The sequence below is a fragment of the Pseudomonas sp. KB-10 genome (assembly GCF_018221585.1).
In the GTDB taxonomy this organism is placed as follows: Bacteria; Pseudomonadota; Gammaproteobacteria; order Pseudomonadales; family Pseudomonadaceae; genus Aquipseudomonas; species Aquipseudomonas yangonensis.
This window is the reverse complement of the sequence record NZ_QYYB01000001.1, coordinates 43,694-61,795: the sequence shown is the minus strand read 5'-3', so window position 1 is coordinate 61,795 and position 18,102 is coordinate 43,694. Positions and strand designations below refer to the sequence as shown.

General features: G+C 64.6%; 16 protein-coding genes. All 16 read right to left on the bottom strand.

Annotated elements, in window-relative coordinates:
* Nucleotides 1-68: 68 nt before the first annotated feature.
* The 16 genes from DXK50_RS00245 to DXK50_RS00170 all read right to left on the bottom strand — a co-directional run bounded on the left by DXK50_RS00245 (nucleotide 69) and on the right by DXK50_RS00170 (nucleotide 18,100).
* Nucleotides 69-377: an urease subunit beta gene (locus DXK50_RS00245; RefSeq protein WP_064493952.1), complete on the bottom strand. Its 309-nt coding sequence runs from the start codon at nucleotides 375-377 to the stop codon at nucleotides 69-71.
* Between the two features lie 7 nt (nucleotides 378-384).
* Entirely contained in the window at nucleotides 385-885 is a 501-nt protein-coding gene (locus tag DXK50_RS00240) for a GNAT family N-acetyltransferase (protein WP_212628952.1), read from the bottom strand.
* 3 nt (nucleotides 886-888) lie between these two features.
* Nucleotides 889-1,191 (bottom strand): urease subunit gamma, encoded by a 303-nt coding sequence (ureA, locus tag DXK50_RS00235; protein WP_024306823.1) that lies wholly within the window; start codon nucleotides 1,189-1,191, stop codon nucleotides 889-891.
* A 42-nt stretch (nucleotides 1,192-1,233) separates the two neighbouring features.
* Nucleotides 1,234-2,070 (bottom strand): urease accessory protein UreD, encoded by an 837-nt coding sequence (locus DXK50_RS00230; RefSeq protein ID WP_212628951.1) that lies wholly within the window; start codon nucleotides 2,068-2,070, stop codon nucleotides 1,234-1,236.
* A gap of 165 nt (nucleotides 2,071-2,235) precedes the next feature.
* Nucleotides 2,236-2,934 carry an urea ABC transporter ATP-binding subunit UrtE gene (urtE, locus tag DXK50_RS00225; RefSeq protein ID WP_212628950.1) on the bottom strand — a complete coding sequence of 233 codons (699 nt, stop codon included), beginning with the start codon at nucleotides 2,932-2,934 and terminating at the stop codon, nucleotides 2,236-2,238.
* Nucleotides 2,935-3,037: 103 nt separating this feature from the next.
* A complete protein-coding gene (gene urtD / locus DXK50_RS00220) occupies nucleotides 3,038-3,880 on the bottom strand; it encodes an urea ABC transporter ATP-binding protein UrtD (RefSeq protein WP_212628949.1) in 843 nt (280 codons plus the stop codon).
* Nucleotides 3,877-4,968 carry an urea ABC transporter permease subunit UrtC gene (gene urtC / locus DXK50_RS00215; RefSeq protein WP_212628948.1) on the bottom strand — a complete coding sequence of 364 codons (1,092 nt, stop codon included), beginning with the start codon at nucleotides 4,966-4,968 and terminating at the stop codon, nucleotides 3,877-3,879. The genes urtD and urtC overlap by 4 nt, the downstream gene beginning before the upstream one ends.
* Nucleotides 4,968-6,536 (bottom strand): urea ABC transporter permease subunit UrtB, encoded by a 1,569-nt coding sequence (urtB, locus tag DXK50_RS00210; RefSeq protein WP_212628947.1) that lies wholly within the window; start codon nucleotides 6,534-6,536, stop codon nucleotides 4,968-4,970. The genes urtC and urtB overlap by 1 nt, the downstream gene beginning before the upstream one ends.
* Nucleotides 6,537-6,708: 172 nt before the next feature.
* Complete coding sequence (urtA, locus tag DXK50_RS00205; RefSeq protein WP_212628946.1) at nucleotides 6,709-7,974, bottom strand: urea ABC transporter substrate-binding protein; 1,266 nt, start codon at nucleotides 7,972-7,974, stop codon at nucleotides 6,709-6,711.
* Between the two features lie 636 nt (nucleotides 7,975-8,610).
* On the bottom strand, nucleotides 8,611-9,204 hold the full coding sequence (locus DXK50_RS00200; RefSeq protein ID WP_161864787.1) for a MarC family protein: 594 nt from the start codon (nucleotides 9,202-9,204) through the stop codon (nucleotides 8,611-8,613).
* An 82-nt stretch (nucleotides 9,205-9,286) separates the two neighbouring features.
* Complete coding sequence (locus DXK50_RS00195) at nucleotides 9,287-12,067, bottom strand: hybrid sensor histidine kinase/response regulator (RefSeq protein ID WP_161864788.1); 2,781 nt, start codon at nucleotides 12,065-12,067, stop codon at nucleotides 9,287-9,289.
* Between the two features lie 108 nt (nucleotides 12,068-12,175).
* Complete coding sequence (gene purD / locus DXK50_RS00190) at nucleotides 12,176-13,465, bottom strand: phosphoribosylamine--glycine ligase (RefSeq protein ID WP_212628945.1); 1,290 nt, start codon at nucleotides 13,463-13,465, stop codon at nucleotides 12,176-12,178.
* 130 nt (nucleotides 13,466-13,595) lie between these two features.
* Complete coding sequence (gene purH, locus DXK50_RS00185; RefSeq protein ID WP_212628944.1) at nucleotides 13,596-15,203, bottom strand: bifunctional phosphoribosylaminoimidazolecarboxamide formyltransferase/IMP cyclohydrolase; 1,608 nt, start codon at nucleotides 15,201-15,203, stop codon at nucleotides 13,596-13,598.
* Nucleotides 15,204-15,277: 74 nt separating this feature from the next.
* Entirely contained in the window at nucleotides 15,278-15,598 is a 321-nt protein-coding gene (gene fis, locus DXK50_RS00180) for a DNA-binding transcriptional regulator Fis (protein WP_026088753.1), read from the bottom strand.
* Nucleotides 15,595-16,593, bottom strand: coding sequence for a tRNA dihydrouridine synthase DusB (gene dusB / locus DXK50_RS00175; RefSeq protein WP_212628943.1), 999 nt, complete (start codon nucleotides 16,591-16,593; stop codon nucleotides 15,595-15,597). The genes fis and dusB overlap by 4 nt, the downstream gene beginning before the upstream one ends.
* A gap of 229 nt (nucleotides 16,594-16,822) precedes the next feature.
* Entirely contained in the window at nucleotides 16,823-18,100 is a 1,278-nt protein-coding gene (locus tag DXK50_RS00170; RefSeq protein WP_212628942.1) for a DUF3426 domain-containing protein, read from the bottom strand.
* Between the last annotated feature and the right edge of the window lie 2 nt (nucleotides 18,101-18,102).

Below are 18,102 nucleotides of genomic sequence, written 5' to 3'. Positions count from 1 at the left end.
CTTCTTGTAGGAGCGGCTTTAGCTGCGAAGCCGTTATCGCGGCTGAAGCCGCTCCTACAAGGGGCAACTCAATCCAGGTCGCCCATCACCCGGCCGGCGAAGCCGAACACCCGGCGCGCACCGGCCAGATCGACCAGCTCGACCTCACGGCTCTGCCCGGGCTCGAAACGCACCGCGGTGCCGGCTGGGATATTCAGGCGCATGCCTCGCGTGGATGCTCGATCGAAGATCAGCGCATCGTTGGTCTCGAAGAAGTGGTAGTGCGAGCCGACCTGTATCGGCCGGTCGCCGCTGTTGGCCACGGACAGGGTCAGGGTGCGGCGGCCGGCATTGAGCTCGATCTCGCCATCGGCAATCTGGTATTCGCCGGGAATCATGGGCTGCTCACTCCAGAATCAGTTGCATAAAGGTCAGATCCAGCCAGCGGCCGAACTTGCGGCCGACCTGGGGCATCTGTCCGGTGGTGACGAAGCCGAGGCGCTGGTGCAGGCGAATCGAGGCGGCATTTTTTGACTCGATCGCGGCGACCATGACGTGCAGGTTGGCGGCGCGAGCGCGCTCGATCAGCGCCTGCACCAGCGCCGGGCCCAGGCCCTGGCCGCGCTGGTCGGCGCGTACGTAGACCGAATGCTCGACGGTGTGGCGAAAGCCTTCGATGCTGCGCCAGGTGCCGTAGCTGGAATAGCCGATCACCTCGCCGCTGGTATCGCGCGCGACCAGTACGGGAAAGCCGGCCGCCGTGCGTTCGGCCAGCCAGGCACGGCGGTTGGCCAGATCAACCAGGGTCTCGTTCCAGATCGCCGTGGTGTGCTGCACGGCGTCGTTGTAGATGGCCAGGATGCCGGGCAGATCGGCTTCGCCGGCATTCACTATCGAATAACTCATGAATCACGCAATCGGCTGGTGTACGGTCACCAGCTTGGTGCCGTCGGGGAAGGTGGCTTCGATCTGGATCTCCGGGATCATCTCCGGCACGCCCTCCATCACCTGCTCGCGGGCCAGCAGGGTGGTGCCGAAGTGCATCAGCTCGGCCACGGTCTGGCCGTCGCGCGCGCCTTCGAGCAGGGCTGCGGAGATATAGGCCATGGCCTCCGGGTAGTTGAGCTTGACCCCGCGGGCCAGGCGGCGCTCGGCCACCAGGCCGGCGGTGAAGATCAGCAGCTTGTCTTTCTCGCGTGGACTCAGATCCATTGTTCGCTCCAGTTCATGGGGTGGCTGCAGGCAGCCTCCGCCTCAGGTATTCCAGATTCGGGGTGGAACCGCTTCACGCCCCAGCAGCGCCGGACGTAGCAGGCGCCAGAGTTCGATCAACCAGGCACGCGCCTTGAGCGCTTCACTGGCCAGGCAGCGGGCGACCAGCAGGCCCGCGAGCTGGCTGAGGTCGCCGCGCACGCCGTCGATCTTCATTTCGCGGCAGCGCTCCAGCAGTTCGTTGTCCGCCTCGCCGCTGACCAGCAGGGTGGCGAATACCGGCTGGCCGTTCAGGCCGATGGGCGAGTCGAGCAGGCCGTCGCCACCGCTCACGCGCTGGCGCTCGTGCCACAGCAACCTGCCATCCCGGCGAACATCCAGTGCGGCCTGAAAGTGGCCGCAGGCAAAGCGCTCGTCGGCGGCGGGGCGGCCGAGGGCAACGATGTCCCAGTAGAACAGGCGAGCGTCGCCGTGCAGCTCGATCTGCGTGTGCAGTTCGGCCTGGGCGCCGGCATAGACGATGGTTTCCTGCGGTAGCCATTCCAGGGTGGCGCCGGCCTCGACGCGCAGGCGCAGATCCTGGCGGGCCGCGCCAGCGGCGCGGTACCACTTGGCTGCGCCGGGGCTGGTGAGCTGCACCCAGGTGCGTTCGCCGGCATGGGCCGAGATGTCCAGGCGGTCGCCACCGGCGATGCCGCCGGGCGGGTGGACGATGATGTGCTGGCACACCTCCGGCCCCTCGGCGTGGAGGTGTTTCTGCACCCGGAGAGGGCCAAGATGACGCCTGCGCACCGGCGTGGTGCGTTCGCCGTGGCGCGCGTAAGCCAGCTCCAGCTCGGCGGGCCAGCTGGGCGTGAACAGGGCGGCAGGCAGATTCATGGCAGGGCAGGTTCCATGCAATAGTTGACCGAGTGGGCAAGCAATAGGCGTGCCTCGAACCAATTCGGTGCGTGTGAGCTGGCAACACCTGTGATGCACCCGTGGTCGGGAGGTTGCTACCTCTGAGTCGTCGCGGCTAAAGCCCCTCCCACAGGCGGGCGCAGGTCAGATCGCCACCAACCCGCGTACGCCTTCGGCTTCCATGTTCTCACCACGGCCCTGCTGGACGATCTCGCCGCGGCTCATCACCAGATACTGGTCGGCCAGTTCGGCGGCGAAGTCGTAGAACTGCTCCACCAGCAGGATGGCCATGTCGCCACGGGCGGCGAGTTTCTTGATCACTGCGCCGATCTCCTTGATCACCGAGGGCTGGATGCCTTCGGTGGGCTCGTCGAGGATCAACAGGCGTGGCTGGCTGGCCAGGGCGCGGCCGATGGCCAGCTGTTGCTGCTGGCCGCCGGACAGATCGCCGCCGCGGCGATGCTTCATCTCGCGCAGCACCGGGAAGAGTTCGTAGATGAACGCCGGCACTTCCTTGGCCTGGCTGCCGGGAAAGCGTGACAGGCCCATCAGCAGGTTCTCTTCCACCGTCAGGCGGCCGAAGATCTCACGCCCCTGGGGCACGTAGGCGATGCCGGCCTGCACGCGCTGGTGCGGCTTGTAGGCGGTGATGGCCTTGCCCTCCCATTGCACATGGCCAGCCTTGGCCGGGATCAGGCCCATCAGGCACTTGAGCAGGGTGGTCTTGCCCACGCCGTTGCGGCCGAGCAGGCAGGTGACCTCGCCGACCTTCACGTCGAACGACAGGCCACGGAGGATGTGGCTGCCGCCGTAATACTGATGCAGTTTTTCGACTTGGAGCATGATTCAAATCCTGTTTTTGGGGCTGCAGGCCACAGGCTTCAGGCTGCAGGCAAAAGCGCTCTTAGCCTGAAGCCTGAAGCCTGAAGCCTGCAGCCGTGGGGCGTTAGCGCCCCAGATAAACCTCGATCACCCGCTCATCGTTCTGTACCTGCTCCAGCGAGCCTTCGGCCAGCACGCTGCCCTGGTGCAGCACGGTGACGTGGTCGGCGATGGAGCCGACGAAGCCCATATCGTGCTCGACCACCATCAGCGAGTGCTTGCGTGCCAGGGACTTGAACAGCTCAGCGGTGAACTCGGTTTCGGCGTCGGTCATGCCGGCCACCGGCTCGTCGAGCAGCAGCAGGTGCGGCTCCTGCACCAGCAGCATGCCGATTTCGAGGAACTGCTTCTGGCCGTGGGAGAGCAGGCCGGCCGGGCGATGGCGCGAGGCTTCCAGGCGGATGGTGCTCAGTACTTCCTCGATACGATCCTTCTGCTCGCCGTTGAGCCTGGCGCGCAGGCTGGCCCACACCGACTTGTTGGTCTTCTGCGCCAGCTCCAGGTTCTCGAACACCGTCAGCGCCTCGAATACCGTGGGCTTCTGGAACTTGCGACCGATACCGGCCTGGGCAATTTCCACCTCGCTCATGGCGGTCAGGTCGTACTGCTCGCCGAAGTAGGCCACGCCGTTGTCCGGGCGGGTCTTGCCGGTGATCACGTCCATCATGGTGGTCTTGCCGGCGCCGTTGGGGCCGATGATGCAGCGCAGTTCGCCGACGCCGATGTACAGGGTCAGATTGGTCAGCGCGCGAAATCCGTCGAAGCTGACGTTGATGTCTTCCAGGGTGAGGATGGTGCCGTGGCGGACGTTGACGCCCTTGCCGACGTTCTTGCCGGTGTCCAGTGCCAGGCCGTTGGGGTCGAGGGCGGCTTCGAGCATGGTCTCGGGCAGGGGAGTGGCTCTCATTGATCCTTCTCCTTCTTCAGCAGGCCAATCACGCCCTTGGGTAGAAAGAGGGTGACGACGATAAACAGCGCGCCCAGGGCGAACAGCCAGTATTCGGGGAAGGCCACGGTGAACCAGCTCTTCATGCCGTTGACGATACCGGCGCCGAGCAGCGGGCCGATCAGCGTGCCGCGACCACCGAGGGCGACCCACACGGCGGCTTCGATGGACTGGGTCGGGGCCATCTCGCTGGGGTTGATGATGCCCACCTGGGGCACGTACAGCGCGCCGGCCAGGCCGCACAGCACAGCGGATAGCACCCAGATAAACAGCTTGTAGCCGCGCGGATCGTAGCCGCAGAACATCAGGCGGTTCTCGGCGTCACGCAGGGCGGTCAGCACGCGGCCGAACTTGCTGCGCGCCAGGCGAAAGCCCAGGTACAGGCTGCCTAGCAGCAGCACCACGGTGGCGAAGAACAGCGCGGCGCGGGTGCCCTGCGCGGTGATGTCGAAGCCGAGGATGCGGGTGAAGCCGGTAAAGCCGTTGTTGCCGCCGAAGCCGGTTTCGTTGCGGAAGAACAAGAGCATGCCGGCGAAGGTCAGCGCCTGGGTCATGATCGAGAAGTACACGCCCTTGATCCGCGAGCGGAAGGCGAAGAAACCGAACACCAGGGCCAGCAAGCCGGGCGCCAGTACCACCAGGCACAGCGCCCAGAGAAAACTCGAGGTGCCGTACCAGTACCAGGGCAGCTCGCTCCAGGCCAGGAAGCTCATGAAGGCCGGCAGCCCGTCGCCCGCCGACTGGCGCATTAGGTACATGCCCATGGCATAACCGCCGAGGGCGAAGAACAGGCCATGGCCCAGCGACAGCATGCCGGCGTAGCCCCAGACCAGATCCAGCGCCAGGGCGACGATGGCGTAGCAGAGGATCTTGCCCACCAGCGTCAGGGCGTAGGCCGAGAGGTGCAGGGCATGGTCGGCCGGCAACAGGTGCAGCAGCGGCATTGCGATCAGCACGGCCAGCACCAGCAGGCCGATGGCGATGGAAATCTGCGGGCCGAGTTTGGCGCTGGCGCGGGCCAGTAGCGTTTGATTGAGTGGCATGGTCATCAGTCGATCACCCGTCCTTTGAGAGCGAAGAGGCCTTGCGGGCGTTTCTGGATGAACAGAATGATCAGCGCGAGGATGAGAATCTTGCCGAGCACCGCACCTATCTGCGGCTCTAGGAACTTGTTCACCACGCCCAGGCCGAAGGCCGCCAGCACGCTACCGGCCAACTGGCCGACACCGCCGAGCACCACTACCAGGAAGGAGTCGATGATGTAGCTCTGGCCCAGGTCCGGGCCGACGTTGCCGATCTGGCTGAGGGCCACGCCGCCGAGGCCGGCGATGCCCGAGCCGAGGCCGAAGGCCATCATGTCCACGCGCCCGGTGGGTACGCCACAGCAGGCGGCCATGTTGCGGTTCTGCGTCACCGCACGCACGTTCAGGCCGAGGCGCGTCTTGTTCAGCAGCAGCCAGGTCAGGGCCACCACGAACAGGGCGAAGCCGATGATGACGATGCGGTTGTACGGCAGCACCAGGTTGGGCAGCACCTGCACGCCGCCGGACAGCCAGGCCGGGTTGGCCACCTCGACGTTCTGCGCGCCGAAGGTGACGCGAACCAGTTGGATGAGGATCAGGCTGATGCCCCAGGTGGCCAGCAGGGTTTCCAGCGGGCGGCCGTAGAGATGACGGATCACCGTGCGCTCCAGCGCCATGCCGATGCAGGCGGTGACCAGAAAGGCCACGGGCAACGCGGCCAGCGGGTAGAGCGTGAGGTATTCCGGGGCCAGGCGCTGGAAGCTCAGCTGCACCACGTAGGTGGTGTAGGCGCCGAGCATCAGCATCTCGCCATGGGCCATATTGATCACCCCGAGTAGCCCGAAGGTGATGGCCAGACCCAGGGCGGCCAGCAGCAGGATCGAGCCGAGCGACAGGCCGCTGAAGGCCTGGCCGAGCAGCTCGCCGATCAGCAGTTTGTTCTTCACCTGAGCCAGGCTTTTCTCGGCGGCGGCGCGTACTTCGGCATCGCTTTCATCGCCATCGAGTAGGCCTTGCAGGCGCGTGCGGGCCAGCGGGTCTCCGGTCCTGCCCAGGCGCTCCACGGCCGCCAGGCGCACGGCCGGGTCGCTGGCCTCCAGCTGCAGGTTGGCCAGGGCCAGGGTGAGGGCATCGCGTACGTTCTCATCGGCCTCCATGCTCAGGCGACTTTCCAGCAACGGCAGCAGTGCCGGCGGTGTATTGCGCTGCAGTTGCTTGGCCGCGCCGAGGCGCACGGCTGCATCCTTGTCGAGCAACTGATGACTGGCGACGGCGAAGCCGATCAGGCCGCGCAGGCGGTTGTTCAGACGCAGTTTGCGCGGCGTGCCGTTGGCCTCGGCTGCGCCATCGGCGGCCTGCCAGGTGCCGCTCTGTTCGATGAAGGCGCGCTTGTCGGCATCGCTACCGACGCGGCCCTGCTGCAGGGCCTGCAGCAGTGGCAGGCGTTCGGCATTGGGCGCGGCGGCCCAGTCCTGCAGCAGCTTGGCCTGCTTGCCGGCGTTGGCGGTGACGAAATCGTCGGCCTCGCCAGCCTGCGCCGCCAGTGGCAGACACAGCAGCAGGCTCAGGAGAATTCGCGTAAGGGCAGTGGGCATATGGGTGTCCTTGGCGTAGCCCGGATGAAGTCCGGGGCGAGCTTCCCGGATTGCATCCGGGCTACGGCGACCCTCTCCCCCGCCCCTCTCCCGCAAGCGGGAGAGGGGAGACAAGCGGCACTGCAAGCCATTGACGAACTGTGGTTGCCGCAAGCGGGAGAGGGCTTTTGCCTTAGTTCGACTTCACCGGGGTGTCGGCTTTCTTGTCGTTGCCTTCGATGAACGGGCTCCACGGCTGGGCGCGGATCGGGCCTTCGGTTTCCCAGACCACTTCGAGCTGACCGTCTTCCTGGATTTCGCCGATCATCACCGGCTTGTGCAGATGGTGGTTCTTCTCGTCCATCTTCAGGGTGAAGCCGCTCGGCGCGGCGAACTCCTGGCCGGCCATGGCTTCACGCACCTTGTCGACGTCCGTGGTGCCGGCTTTCTCGACGGCCTGCGCCCACATGTGGATGCCCACGTAGGTGGCTTCCATCGGATCGTTGGTCACCACGGTGTCGGCGTTCGGCAGCTTCTTGGCCTTGGCGTAGGCTTTCCAGTCGGCGACGAACTTCTCGTTGACCGGGTTCTCCACCGACTGGAAGTAGTTCCAGGCTGCCAGGTGGCCGACCAGCGGCTTGGTGTCGATGCCGCGCAGTTCCTCTTCACCCACGGAGAAGGCCACCACCGGCACTTCGGTGGCTTCCTGGCCCTGGTTGGCCAGTTCCTTGTAGAACGGCACGTTGGAGTCGCCGTTGACGGTGGAGACCACGGCGGTCTTGCCGCCGGCGGCGAACTTCTTGATGTTGGCGACGATGGTCTGATAGTCGCTGTGGCCGAAGGGGGTGTAGACCTCTTCGATGTCCTTGTCGGCGATGCCCTTGCTGTGCAGGAAGGCGCGCAGGATCTTGTTGGTGGTGCGCGGGTAGACGTAGTCGGTGCCGAGCAGGAAGAAGCGCTTGGCGCCGCCGCCGTCTTCGCTGAGCAGATATTCCACCGCCGGAATGGCCTGTTGGTTCGGCGCTGCGCCGGTGTAGAAGACGTTCGGCGACATCTCTTCGCCTTCGTACTGCACCGGGTAGAACAGCAGGCCGTTGAGCTCCTCGTAGACCGGCAGCACGGATTTGCGCGATACCGAGGTCCAGCAGCCGAAGGTCACCGCGACCTTGTCCTGGGTCAGCAGCTGGCGGCCTTTTTCTGCGAACAGCGGCCAGTTGGAGGCCGGGTCGACCACTACCGGCTCCAGCTGCTTGCCGAGCACGCCGCCCTTGGCATTGATCTCTTCGATGGTCATCAACGCCATGTCTTTGAGCGAGGTTTCGGAAATGGCCATGGTGCCGGACAGCGAGTGCAGGATGCCGACCTTGATGGTCTCGGCGGCCTGGATGGACCAGCTCAGGCCCATGGCGGCGATGGAAGCGGAAAGGGTAAAGGCCTTGATCAGGCTGCGACGTTGCATGGTGCGATCTCCATTCACAAGCGTGAGTAAGTGGACAGCGTTGTTATTGGTCATGCGTGAAGGTCATGGCCCGCTTGTCCGGGCATCTGCGCTAGGCGCCGGCGAGCGCCGTACAGCCCGGGCAAGGTGATCGATGCACCTGTGCCTTGCTGACCTCTATAGGGCTCTTGAGCAATTGCTGTGCCTCTTCTGCACAACGGCTCAGGATCGCCCCCGAGAACCCACCCGTGCGTGGCGTGGCTTCAACTTGGCGCGCAGCGTCCGAGCGCTGTCCAGCCGCCCTGGAATGCGGATCTTCTCGTTGATCTCAGCAGCAAAACGGGCCATCTCGCGATTGCTCGTGGCGGTAGCAATTGATGGCGCAGTTCTTCGTCCAGGCGCGACTGACGTGCACTGATTGCAGGTGCCGCACCATGCGGGTGCGCTTCAGCAGGAATAGTGCAAGCGCATGTTCGACGGTGGAGCGCAGCGCTCGACTGAGCCTCGGATGTGAGATGAGAGCGTCGCGAAAAGCGCAGCGGCTACCAGAGAAAATCCAGAAAACGCGGCGCCGGGTCTGGGGAATGTGATCAGGCGGCTGTTGCCGGCAGGACGAGTGGCAGGTGGTTATCTCAAGGGCGCGATGATCGGCAGAGCTTAGGGCACGAGGTAGTTCTTCACCCCGGTGAAGATGATCTGCGCCGCCAGAGCGCAGACGAACAGGCCCATCAGGCGGCTGACGATCTGCAGGCCCTGCTCGCCAAGCAGGCGCTCGAACTGGTTGGAAAGGTACAGCACCACACCGACGGTGAGGCTGGCGAGAAAGATCGCCGCCACGGCCACCAGCTTGTCGTCCCAGTGCGGCTGGCTGGCCCCCATCAGCAGCAGGGCACCGATGGTGCCGGGACCGACGGTCAGCGGAATGGTCAGCGGTACGATGGTCACGTCCTGCTGCACGTTGTCGCTCTGCACCGCCGGCTTGCCCTGGGCCATGCCGAGGGCGGAGATGAACAGCACGCTGCCTGCGCCAATACGGAAGGCGTCTATGGTGATGCCGAACAGGGTGAAGATGTGTTTGCCGAACAGGTACAGCAGCACGCTGGCAATCAGAGTGGCCAGGGCCACCTTCCAGGCCAGGCGCTTGCGCTCCTTCAGGGTGTAACCGCGGCTGAGGCCAATAAAGCAGGAGAGGACGAAGAAGGGGCTGTAGAGCACCAGCATCTTCAGGTACAGGCTGAACAACTCGGACATGTGAGACTCGTTTGCTGGGGCGAGAGTAGGGCGGGTACAACCTGCCATCGATAGCCTGGCGGGTGTCGTCCGCCCGACGACATTACGACACCTCGCGCTGGCGACGCAGTTCGCGTTCGGCGATCCAGTGCTCGATCAGCTCACGCAGCTGCGACAGCTCCACCGGCTTGGACATATGGCCGTCCATGCCCACGGCCCGCGCGCGTTCCTTGTGTTCGCTCAATATGTGTGCGGTCAGTGCCACCACCGGCGTACGCGGGCGCTTCTCGCTCTGCTCCCAGGCGCGCAGCTGTTCGGTGGCGGAGAAGCCGTCGAGCACCGGCATTTCGCAGTCCATCAGCACCAGGTCGTAGGGCTGCGCCTTCATTGCGCTGAGGGCTTCCTCGCCGTTGCTGGCGGTGTCCGGCTTGAGATTGAGCTTGCCGAGCATGCCGCGGATCACCTTGGTGGAGATGCTGTTGTCTTCGGCGACCAGAATACGGAAGTCGGCCGGCACGTTCAGCGGCGTGCTCACTGGCGTCGGCGCGGCCTGCGCGGGGCTGTCGTTGGGGCGCTGGGCCAGCTCGTCAGCCAGGGTCGTCTTGAGCGTGTAGCCGGCCACCGGCTTGGCCAGGATGCGCTTGATCCCCGCGTTACGCGCGATCACCTTGCTCGGCGCGTTGCTGATGCCGGTGAGCATGATGACCAGAATGTCGTGGTTGAGGCTGGGGTCTTCCTTGATCTTGGCCGCCAGCTGCATGCCGGTCATGCCGGGCATGTCCTGGTCGAGCAGCACCGCGTCGAAGTATTCGCGCATGTGCGCCTTGGTGCGCAGCAGCGCCAGTGCTTCCTTGCCGGAGGGCACGGCGCTGACCTGCATGCCCCAGGCGTTGCATTGCTGCATCAGCACTTTGCGGCAGGTGTCGTTGTCGTCCACCACCAGCAGGCGTGCGCCCTGTAGCGGACTGTCCAGATCGGTTTCCGGTTGTTCCAGGCGGGCGGCGTCCAGCGGCAGGGTCAGCCACAGGGTGGTGCCCTGGTTACCGCTGCCCTGGATGCCGAACTCGCCGCCCATCAGGCGCACCAGCTGACGTGCGATGATCAGGCCAAGGCGCCCGCCCAGCTGTGTGGCAGCGAGGAAGTCGCGGCTCTGCAGTTCGGCATTGAGCAGGGCGTCGCGCTCTTCCGGCTGCAGCGGTCGGCCGCTGTCCTGCACCGCAACGCGCAGGCGGTACTGGCCATCGCTGCTGTCGAGTGCCGCGACCAGCAGGATTTCGCCTTCGTCGGTTTGCTTGAAGGCGTTGTCCAGCAGGCTCAGCAGTGCCTGGCGCAGGCGCGTCGGATCGCCACTGATCACGCGCGGCACCTGCGGCTGGATGAAGCTGATCAGTTCCACCTTCTGCTGTTCGGCCTTGGCGCGGAAGATGTCCAGGCAGTCCTCGATCAGCGCGCCGAGATCGAACTGCACGTCGTCCAGCTCGATCTGCCCGGATTCCAGCTTGGAAATGTCGAGGATTTCGTTGATCAGGGTAAGCAGCTCGTTGCCCGAGCTGTGGATGGTCTGTACGTAGTCACGCTGCTTGGCCGACAGCGGCGTGCCCAGCAGCAGCTCGGTCATGCCCAGCACGCCGTTCATCGGGGTGCGGATTTCGTGGCTGATCTTGGCCAGGAATTCGGCCTTGGCGCGCAGCTCGGCGCTGCTGGCCGCAAGGGCAGTGCTCGCTTGCAGGGTGTCATGCTGGATCTGCCGCTGGCGTTCGGTCAGCGACACGCTGAGGATCAGGCCGGCCAGCGTGGCGACGCTGAACACACCGAGCACCAGCCAGCCCGGATTGAGCTGATCGAAACCGAGCAGTACCGGCACGAAGAAGCCGAAGCCCAGGTTGAAAACCACCATGCCCACGGTGATCAGGCGCGCCGGCTGATAGCCCGAGCGCCAGTGCAGGCTGCTCACCAGCAGCAGATTCAGCGAGCTGAGGACCACCAGCAGGTAGACCAGTGAGCTGTACCAGAACAAACCGGTAACGGTGATGCACAGAGCGTAGGCCAGGATCAGCAGCGCATTGCCCTGCAGCAGGCGGTTGAGCGGGCTGTGCTGCACCGGCGTGCCATGCATGAAGCTGAGGCCAAAGGCCAGGGCGCTGAACGCGGCGAACAGTGCGGAAAGGTCGGCAATCAATGACTGGTTGTAGCCCAGGCTGGGCAGCCACTGGGCAAAGATGCCGAGGTTGGCCGACGAGCACACCGCCAGGCCGATATTCACCCCGGCCAGCCACAGACCACTGGCACTGCGGCTGTATATGAAGCGGATGAGATTGTACAAGGTCAGCAGCAACAGGGCGCCGAATAGCATGCCGTAGAGGTAGGCGGGCTTTTCCAGGCTGACCAGCTCGGCCTGATCCATGACCTTGAACCAGGTCATCAGCGGATGGTTGGAGGTCAGGCGGACATAGGCGACGCGGGCCTGGCCGTCGTTGGGCAGGGGCATCAGGTAGAAACGCGATGGCAGCGGTCGCGAATTCAGCGGCATGGCTTCGCCGGTGTGCAGGTTCTGCTCCAGCTGGCCGTCTTTCAGCAGGTAGTAGTCGAGATACTGCACCCGTGGCGAGAAGATCCACAGCCAGGCTGGCTGCTGCTGTGGCGCCAGTTCGGCGCGCAGCCACACGGCGTGGTCACTGGGCGGGAAGGTGAAGGACTGTTTGCTCAGTGGCTTGAATTGCTGGCGCTGGGCGCGCACTTCTTCGAGGCCCAGGCGGGCGCTGGCGTCGACCAGATAGGACCAGCCGTGGGCGATTGTCGGGGCTGAGTTCGCACTGGCTGTCAGGGCAAGGCCGAGCAACAGCAAACTGGCGAGTAGTCCGATGGCAATCCTGAGCCGGCGCACGGGCAAATCCTTCTAAATGAGTGGCCGGATTATAGCCAAGCATTTGCTCGGGGGAATACGGTGCGGCGAGCCTTTTTACCACCTACCGCGCCGTATTCTTGAGCGCCTTCAGCCTTCGTCCTGCTCGCGGGCGATGGCGCGGTAGCCGATGTCGTTGCGATGGAACATGCCGTTCCAGCGAATCTTTTCGGCCAGGCGGTAGGCCTGCTGCTGGGCGTCGGCCACGTTGGCGCCGATGGCGGTCGCGCACAGCACGCGGCCACCGGCGGTGACGATCCGGCCATCCTTCAGTGCGGTGCCGGCGTGGAACACCTTGCCGTCGAGCTTGGCAGCCTCGTCCAGGCCTTCGATCACGTCGCCCTTGGCATAGTCGCCCGGGTAGCCGCCGGCGGCCAGCACCACACCCACGGTCGGACGCGGGTCCCAGGTCGCTTCGACCTTGTCCAGCGCCCTGGCCAGCGCGGCCTCGACCAGCAGCACCAGGGAGCTTTCCAGGCGGCACATGATCGGCTGGGTTTCCGGATCGCCGAAGCGGCAGTTGAACTCGATGACCTTCGGCGCGCCGGATTTGTCGATCATCAGGCCGGCGTAAAGGAAACCGGTGTAGACGTTGCCTTCGCTGGCCATGCCGCGCACGGTCGGGTAGATCACCTCGTCCATCACGCGCTTGTGCACCTCGGCGGTCACCACCGGTGCCGGCGAATAGGCGCCCATGCCGCCGGTGTTGGGGCCGGTGTCGGCGTCGCCAACGCGCTTGTGGTCCTGGCTGGTGGCCATCGGCAGCACGTTCTCGCCGTCGACCATGACGATGAAGCTGGCTTCTTCGCCATCGAGGAACTCCTCGATCACCACGCGCGAACCGGCTTCACCGAAGGCATTGCCGGCGAGCATGTCGCGCACGGCGTCTTCGGCTTCGGCCAGGGTCATGGCGACGATCACGCCCTTGCCCGCGGCCAGGCCATCGGCCTTGATCACGATGGGGGCACCTTTCTCGCGCAGGTAGGCCAATGCCGGCTCGATCTCGGTGAAGTTCTGGTAGTCGGCGGTGGGAATTTTGTGCCGGGCCAGGAAATCCTTGGTGAAGGCCTTGGAGCCTTCCAGCTGGGCGGCGGCGGCGGTGGGGCCGAAGATGTCCAGCTTGCGTGCGCGGAACAGGTCGACCACGCCTTTGACCAGCGGCGCTTCCGGGCCGACGATGGTCAGTTGTACGTTCTTCTCGGCGAAGTCGGCCAGCGCTTCGATGTTCAGCACGTCGATGGCCACGTTCTCGCACTTGGCTTCCACCGCGGTGCCGGCGTTACCGGGGGCGACGAAGACCTTCTCGACGCGTTTGTCCTGCGCCACTTTCCAGGCCAGGGCGTGTTCGCGACCGCCGCTGCCGATGATCAGTACGTTCATGGGGTTCTCCTGAGCGTAGCCCGGATGCAATCCGGGGCTTTCAATTAGGGCGTCCCCGGATTTCATCCGGGCTACGTTCTACACATTTCGCGTGACGTAGGGTGGATGGACGAAGCCATCCACCTGTCGATCAATGGCGGAAGTGACGCATCGAAGTGAACACCATGGCAATGCCGGCCTCGTCGGCCGCCGCGATCACCTCGTTGTCGCGCATCGAACCGCCCGGCTGGATCACTGCGGTGATGCCGGCCTTGGCGGCGTTGTCGATACCGTCGCGGAACGGGAAGAAGGCGTCGGAGGCCATCACCGCGCCCGGGACCGGCAGGCCGGCGTGCTCGGCCTTGATCGCGGCGATGCGCGCGGAATTGACGCGCGACATCTGGCCGGCGCCGACGCCGACGGTCTGGCGGTTCTTGGCGTAGACGATGGCGTTGGATTTGACGAACTTGGCCACTTTCCAGGCGAAGATCAGATCGTGGATTTCCTGCTCGCTCGGCGCGCGCTGGGTGACGATCTTCAGGTCTTCTGCCTTGATCATGCCGATGTCGCGGCTCTGTACCAGCAGGCCACCGTTGACGCGCTTGTAGTCCCAGCCAGCAGCGCGTTCGGCCGGCCATTCGCCACACTCGAGCAGGCGTACGTTGGCCTTGGCGGCCACCACTTCACGGGCGGCGGCGCTGATTTTCGGGGCGATGATCACTTCGACGAACTGACGCTCGACGATGGCCTTGGCGGTCTCGCCATCGAGCTCGCGGTTGAAGGCGATGATGCCGCCGAACGCCGACTCGGTGTCGGTAGCGTAGGCCAGGTCGTAGGCCTTGCGGATGCCGCCCTCGTCTTCCGGTACCACGGCCACGCCGCACGGGTTGGCGTGCTTGACGATGACGCAGGCCGGCTTGACGAAGCTCTTCACGCATTCCAGCGCGGCGTCGGTGTCGGCCACGTTGTTGAACGACAGTTCCTTGCCCTGCAGCTGGATGGCGGTGGAAACGCTGGCCTCGCCCTTCTTCGCCTCGACGTAGAACGCTGCGCTCTGGTGCGGGTTCTCGCCGTAGCGCATTTCCTGCGCCTTGATGAACTGGCTGTTGAAAGTGCGCGGGAAGGCGCCACGGCCTTCGGTGGACAGAGTGTCGCGCCCCTGGTCGATGGTGCCCAGGTAGTTGGCGATCATGCCGTCGTAGGCGGCGGTGTGCTCGAAGGCCTTGAGCGCAAGGTCGAAGCGCTGGGCGTAGCTCAGGCCACCGGCTTTCAGGGACTCGACGATGCCGGCGTAGTCGCCGGTGTTGACCACGATGGCCACATCTTTGTGGTTCTTCGCCGCCGAACGGACCATGGTCGGGCCGCCGATATCGATGTTCTCGATGGCGTCGGGAAGAGAGCAATCAGGCTTGGCTACGGTGGCTTCGAAGGGATAGAGATTGACCGCGACCAGATCGATCGGCTTGATGCCGTGCTCGTCCATCACCGCGCCGTCCAGCGCGCGGCGACCGAGGATGCCGCCATGGATCTTCGGGTGCAGGGTCTTCACGCGGCCGTCCATCATTTCCGGGAAGCCGGTGTAGTCGGCGACTTCCACTGCGCTCACGCCATTGTCCTTGAGCAGCTTGTAAGTGCCGCCGGTGGAGAGGATCTCGACACCGAGGGCGGCCAGCTCGCGAGCGAACTCGAGGACACCGGTTTTGTCGGAAACGCTGATCAGCGCGCGGCGGACGGGCAGAAGGGTGGTCTGGTCGGTCATTTCACTATCCATCAGAGCGGGGATATCAGCAAAAAAGGCGGCTCATGCGGGCCGCCCTTTTCGGGAGTTCGGGGTTACAGCAGGTCGTACTGCTTGAGCTTCTTGCGTAGCGTGCCACGGTTCAGGCCGAGCAGCTCGGACGCCTTGGTCTGGTTACCTTTCACGTAATTCATGACGGTTTCCAGCAGCGGCGCTTCGACTTCGGTGAGCACCAGGTTGTACACGTCGGTGACGTCCGCGCCCTCAAGATGGGCGAAGTAGTTGTGCAGCGCCTTCTCCACGGCGCCGCGCAGGGTCTGGCCCTCTTCGCTCGGCGTGTTCAGGTGCTGTTTAAGGCTGGTGTTGTCACTCACGGGTGCAATTCCACTCACTAGGGTCTCTGTCATCAACGTCATGCGGCCACCTCGTTTTCATCGTTGTGCCGTTCGCGGAAGAACGCGCGAACGTGGGCGCACTGTGCGTCCGTGCTATCCAGACGGTTGAACTGGGCGCGAAACTCCCTGGCGCCCGGCAGGGTTGCCAGATACCAGCCGACATGCTTGCGGGCGATGCGTACGCCCATCAATTCGCCATAGAAGGCGTGCAGTGCGGCAAGGTGTTCCAGCAGAATGCGTTCCACTTCGAGCAAGCTCGGTGCCGGCAGGGTCTCGCCGGTGCGCAGGTAATGCTCGATTTCGCGGAAGATCCACGGCCGGCCCTGAGCGGCGCGGCCGATCAGCAAGGCGTCGGCGCCGGTGGCGTCGAGCACGGCCTTGGCTTTTTCTGGGGAGTCGATGTCGCCATTGGCGAACACCGGAATCGATACCGCCTGCTTGATGGCGGCAATGGTCTCGTACTCGGCTTCGCCGGTGTAGAGGTCGGCGCGGGTGCGGCCGTGTACGGAAAGTGCAGAGATACCGGCGTCTTCGGCGATTTTTGCCACGGTAACGCCGTTCTTGTTCGCTCGGTCCCAGCCGGTACGAATCTTCAGGGTCACCGGCACGTCCACCGCGCCGACCACGGCGTCGAGAATCTCGCGCACCAGCGGCTCGTCACGCAACAGGGCGGAACCGGCAGCCTTGTTGCAAACCTTCTTGGCCGGGCAGCCCATGTTGATGTCGATGATCTGCGCGCCCAGTTCGACGTTCTTGCGCGCGGCGTCGGCCATCATCTGCGGGTCGCCACCGGCGATCTGCACCGAGCGTGGCTCGGGATCACCGGCATGCAGCAGGCGCAGGCTGGATTTACGGCTGTTCCACAGGCGCACATCGCTGGTGACCATCTCCGACACCACCAGGCCGGCACCAAGACGACGGCACAGCTGGCGGAACGGGCGATCGGTGACGCCGGCCATGGGGGCCAGAATCAACCGATTGGGCAATGTGTAGGGGCCAATACGTGGGGCCGACATGGGGCGTCCCTGCTTGTTGGTTCGCAGTTGAGACAGTTGGCGATCAACACCTGGCCTCCACTGTGTCCTCAGGGGAAACGATGGTGGGTCGGTGCTCGCGAAAGGGTGGGCATGATACCCGCTCTGGGTGACCGGATAAAGGTCGTTTTGAACAAATTCTGAACAGCTATGGGCTTATCGCCAGTAGTTAGATCGAAGGCCTGCGACCAACGGCCGCGCCGCCTGCAGGCTACTCGGGCGAGTGGAAGCTGAGGCTGTAATTGACCGCGCGGGTTCCCGGATCGAGGATGTCCAGCGAGATGTGAATGGGCGTCTGCGGTGGCATTTCGCTCTGCCCGGCGAGCTCGCCGGCGAGGTATTCGCTGGGCTTGAAGCGACGGCTGGCGACCAATTGCCCGCCCAGGTCGGCGAAGCGCATTTCCAGGAGCGGGAAGGGCTGGGCGAAAGGCGCGCGGTTGTAGAGGATGGCGTCGACGATCAGCGCACCGGAGAACTCCGGATGGCTGCGCACCACCAGGTTGCTGCTGCGAATCTGGCCGATATCGACTTTCGACGGCAGGGTGCAGCCGATGCTTGGGCATAGCTGTTCGAACCAGGGGCGATAGCGATCCTGGCGTGCCAGTTCATCGAAATTGTACGCAGCGTATTGTGCCAGCAGGCCCGCTGCCGCCAGCAGGTTGAGCAGGCCCCAGCCGAATACGCGTCCCCAGGCGATGCCCTGTGGCTGGCGCCAGTCGAGCTGCAGGGGTTCGTCGTCCAGGTCGAACAGGCGCTCCTCGCGTAGACCCGGCTCGTTGCGGGTCACTCTGGGCGCTTCATGCTCGCCGCGCAGCTCTTCGTCCTGCTGCTCGCGCTCGTCCGGTTCGTCATCGAGATTGCCCAGGCGTGGCTCGTCGGCTTCGTCGAGGTCCTCGTCGATGGACTGCGTACGGGGCGTGATAGGCGGGGCGAACTCGGCGGTGACCTTGGGTTCAGGTGCGGCAATCGAATCGGGCTGGTCTTCAGCCGGTTGCAGTTCGAAGTTGTCGCGCTCGCGCTTCACCTGCTCGTCACGCAGCAGGGCTTCGGCCCAGGCTTCGTCATGCGCTTCTTCGGGTTCGTCCGCGGCGCTGCTGTGGAAGTTTTCGGCGTAACGCGGCGCCCGTTCCAGAGCGAGGAACTGCTGTGACAACTGCTGTTCCTGCTCCTCCAGTCTGGCCAGCTCTTCGTCGAGGTCGAGGCTGTCCAGATCGAGGTCGTCATGAATCCACAGGGTATCGTCGACCGGCTTCTTCGCTGGCGTTTTGGCGCTGCTGTCCGCCTGAGTCGTGCTGGCCTGAGCACTGGCTGCTTTAGCAGGCGCTTGTGCAGGTGCCGCAGCACGAGGGCCGAAGAGCTGCTCGGCAGCATTGAACACGTGCAGGCAGGCACCGCAGCGCACTGCGCCATGGGCAGCAGCCAGCTGCGCCTGACTGACGCGGAAGCTGGTACGGCAATGGGGGCACTGGGTGACGTGGCTTTCGCTCATGC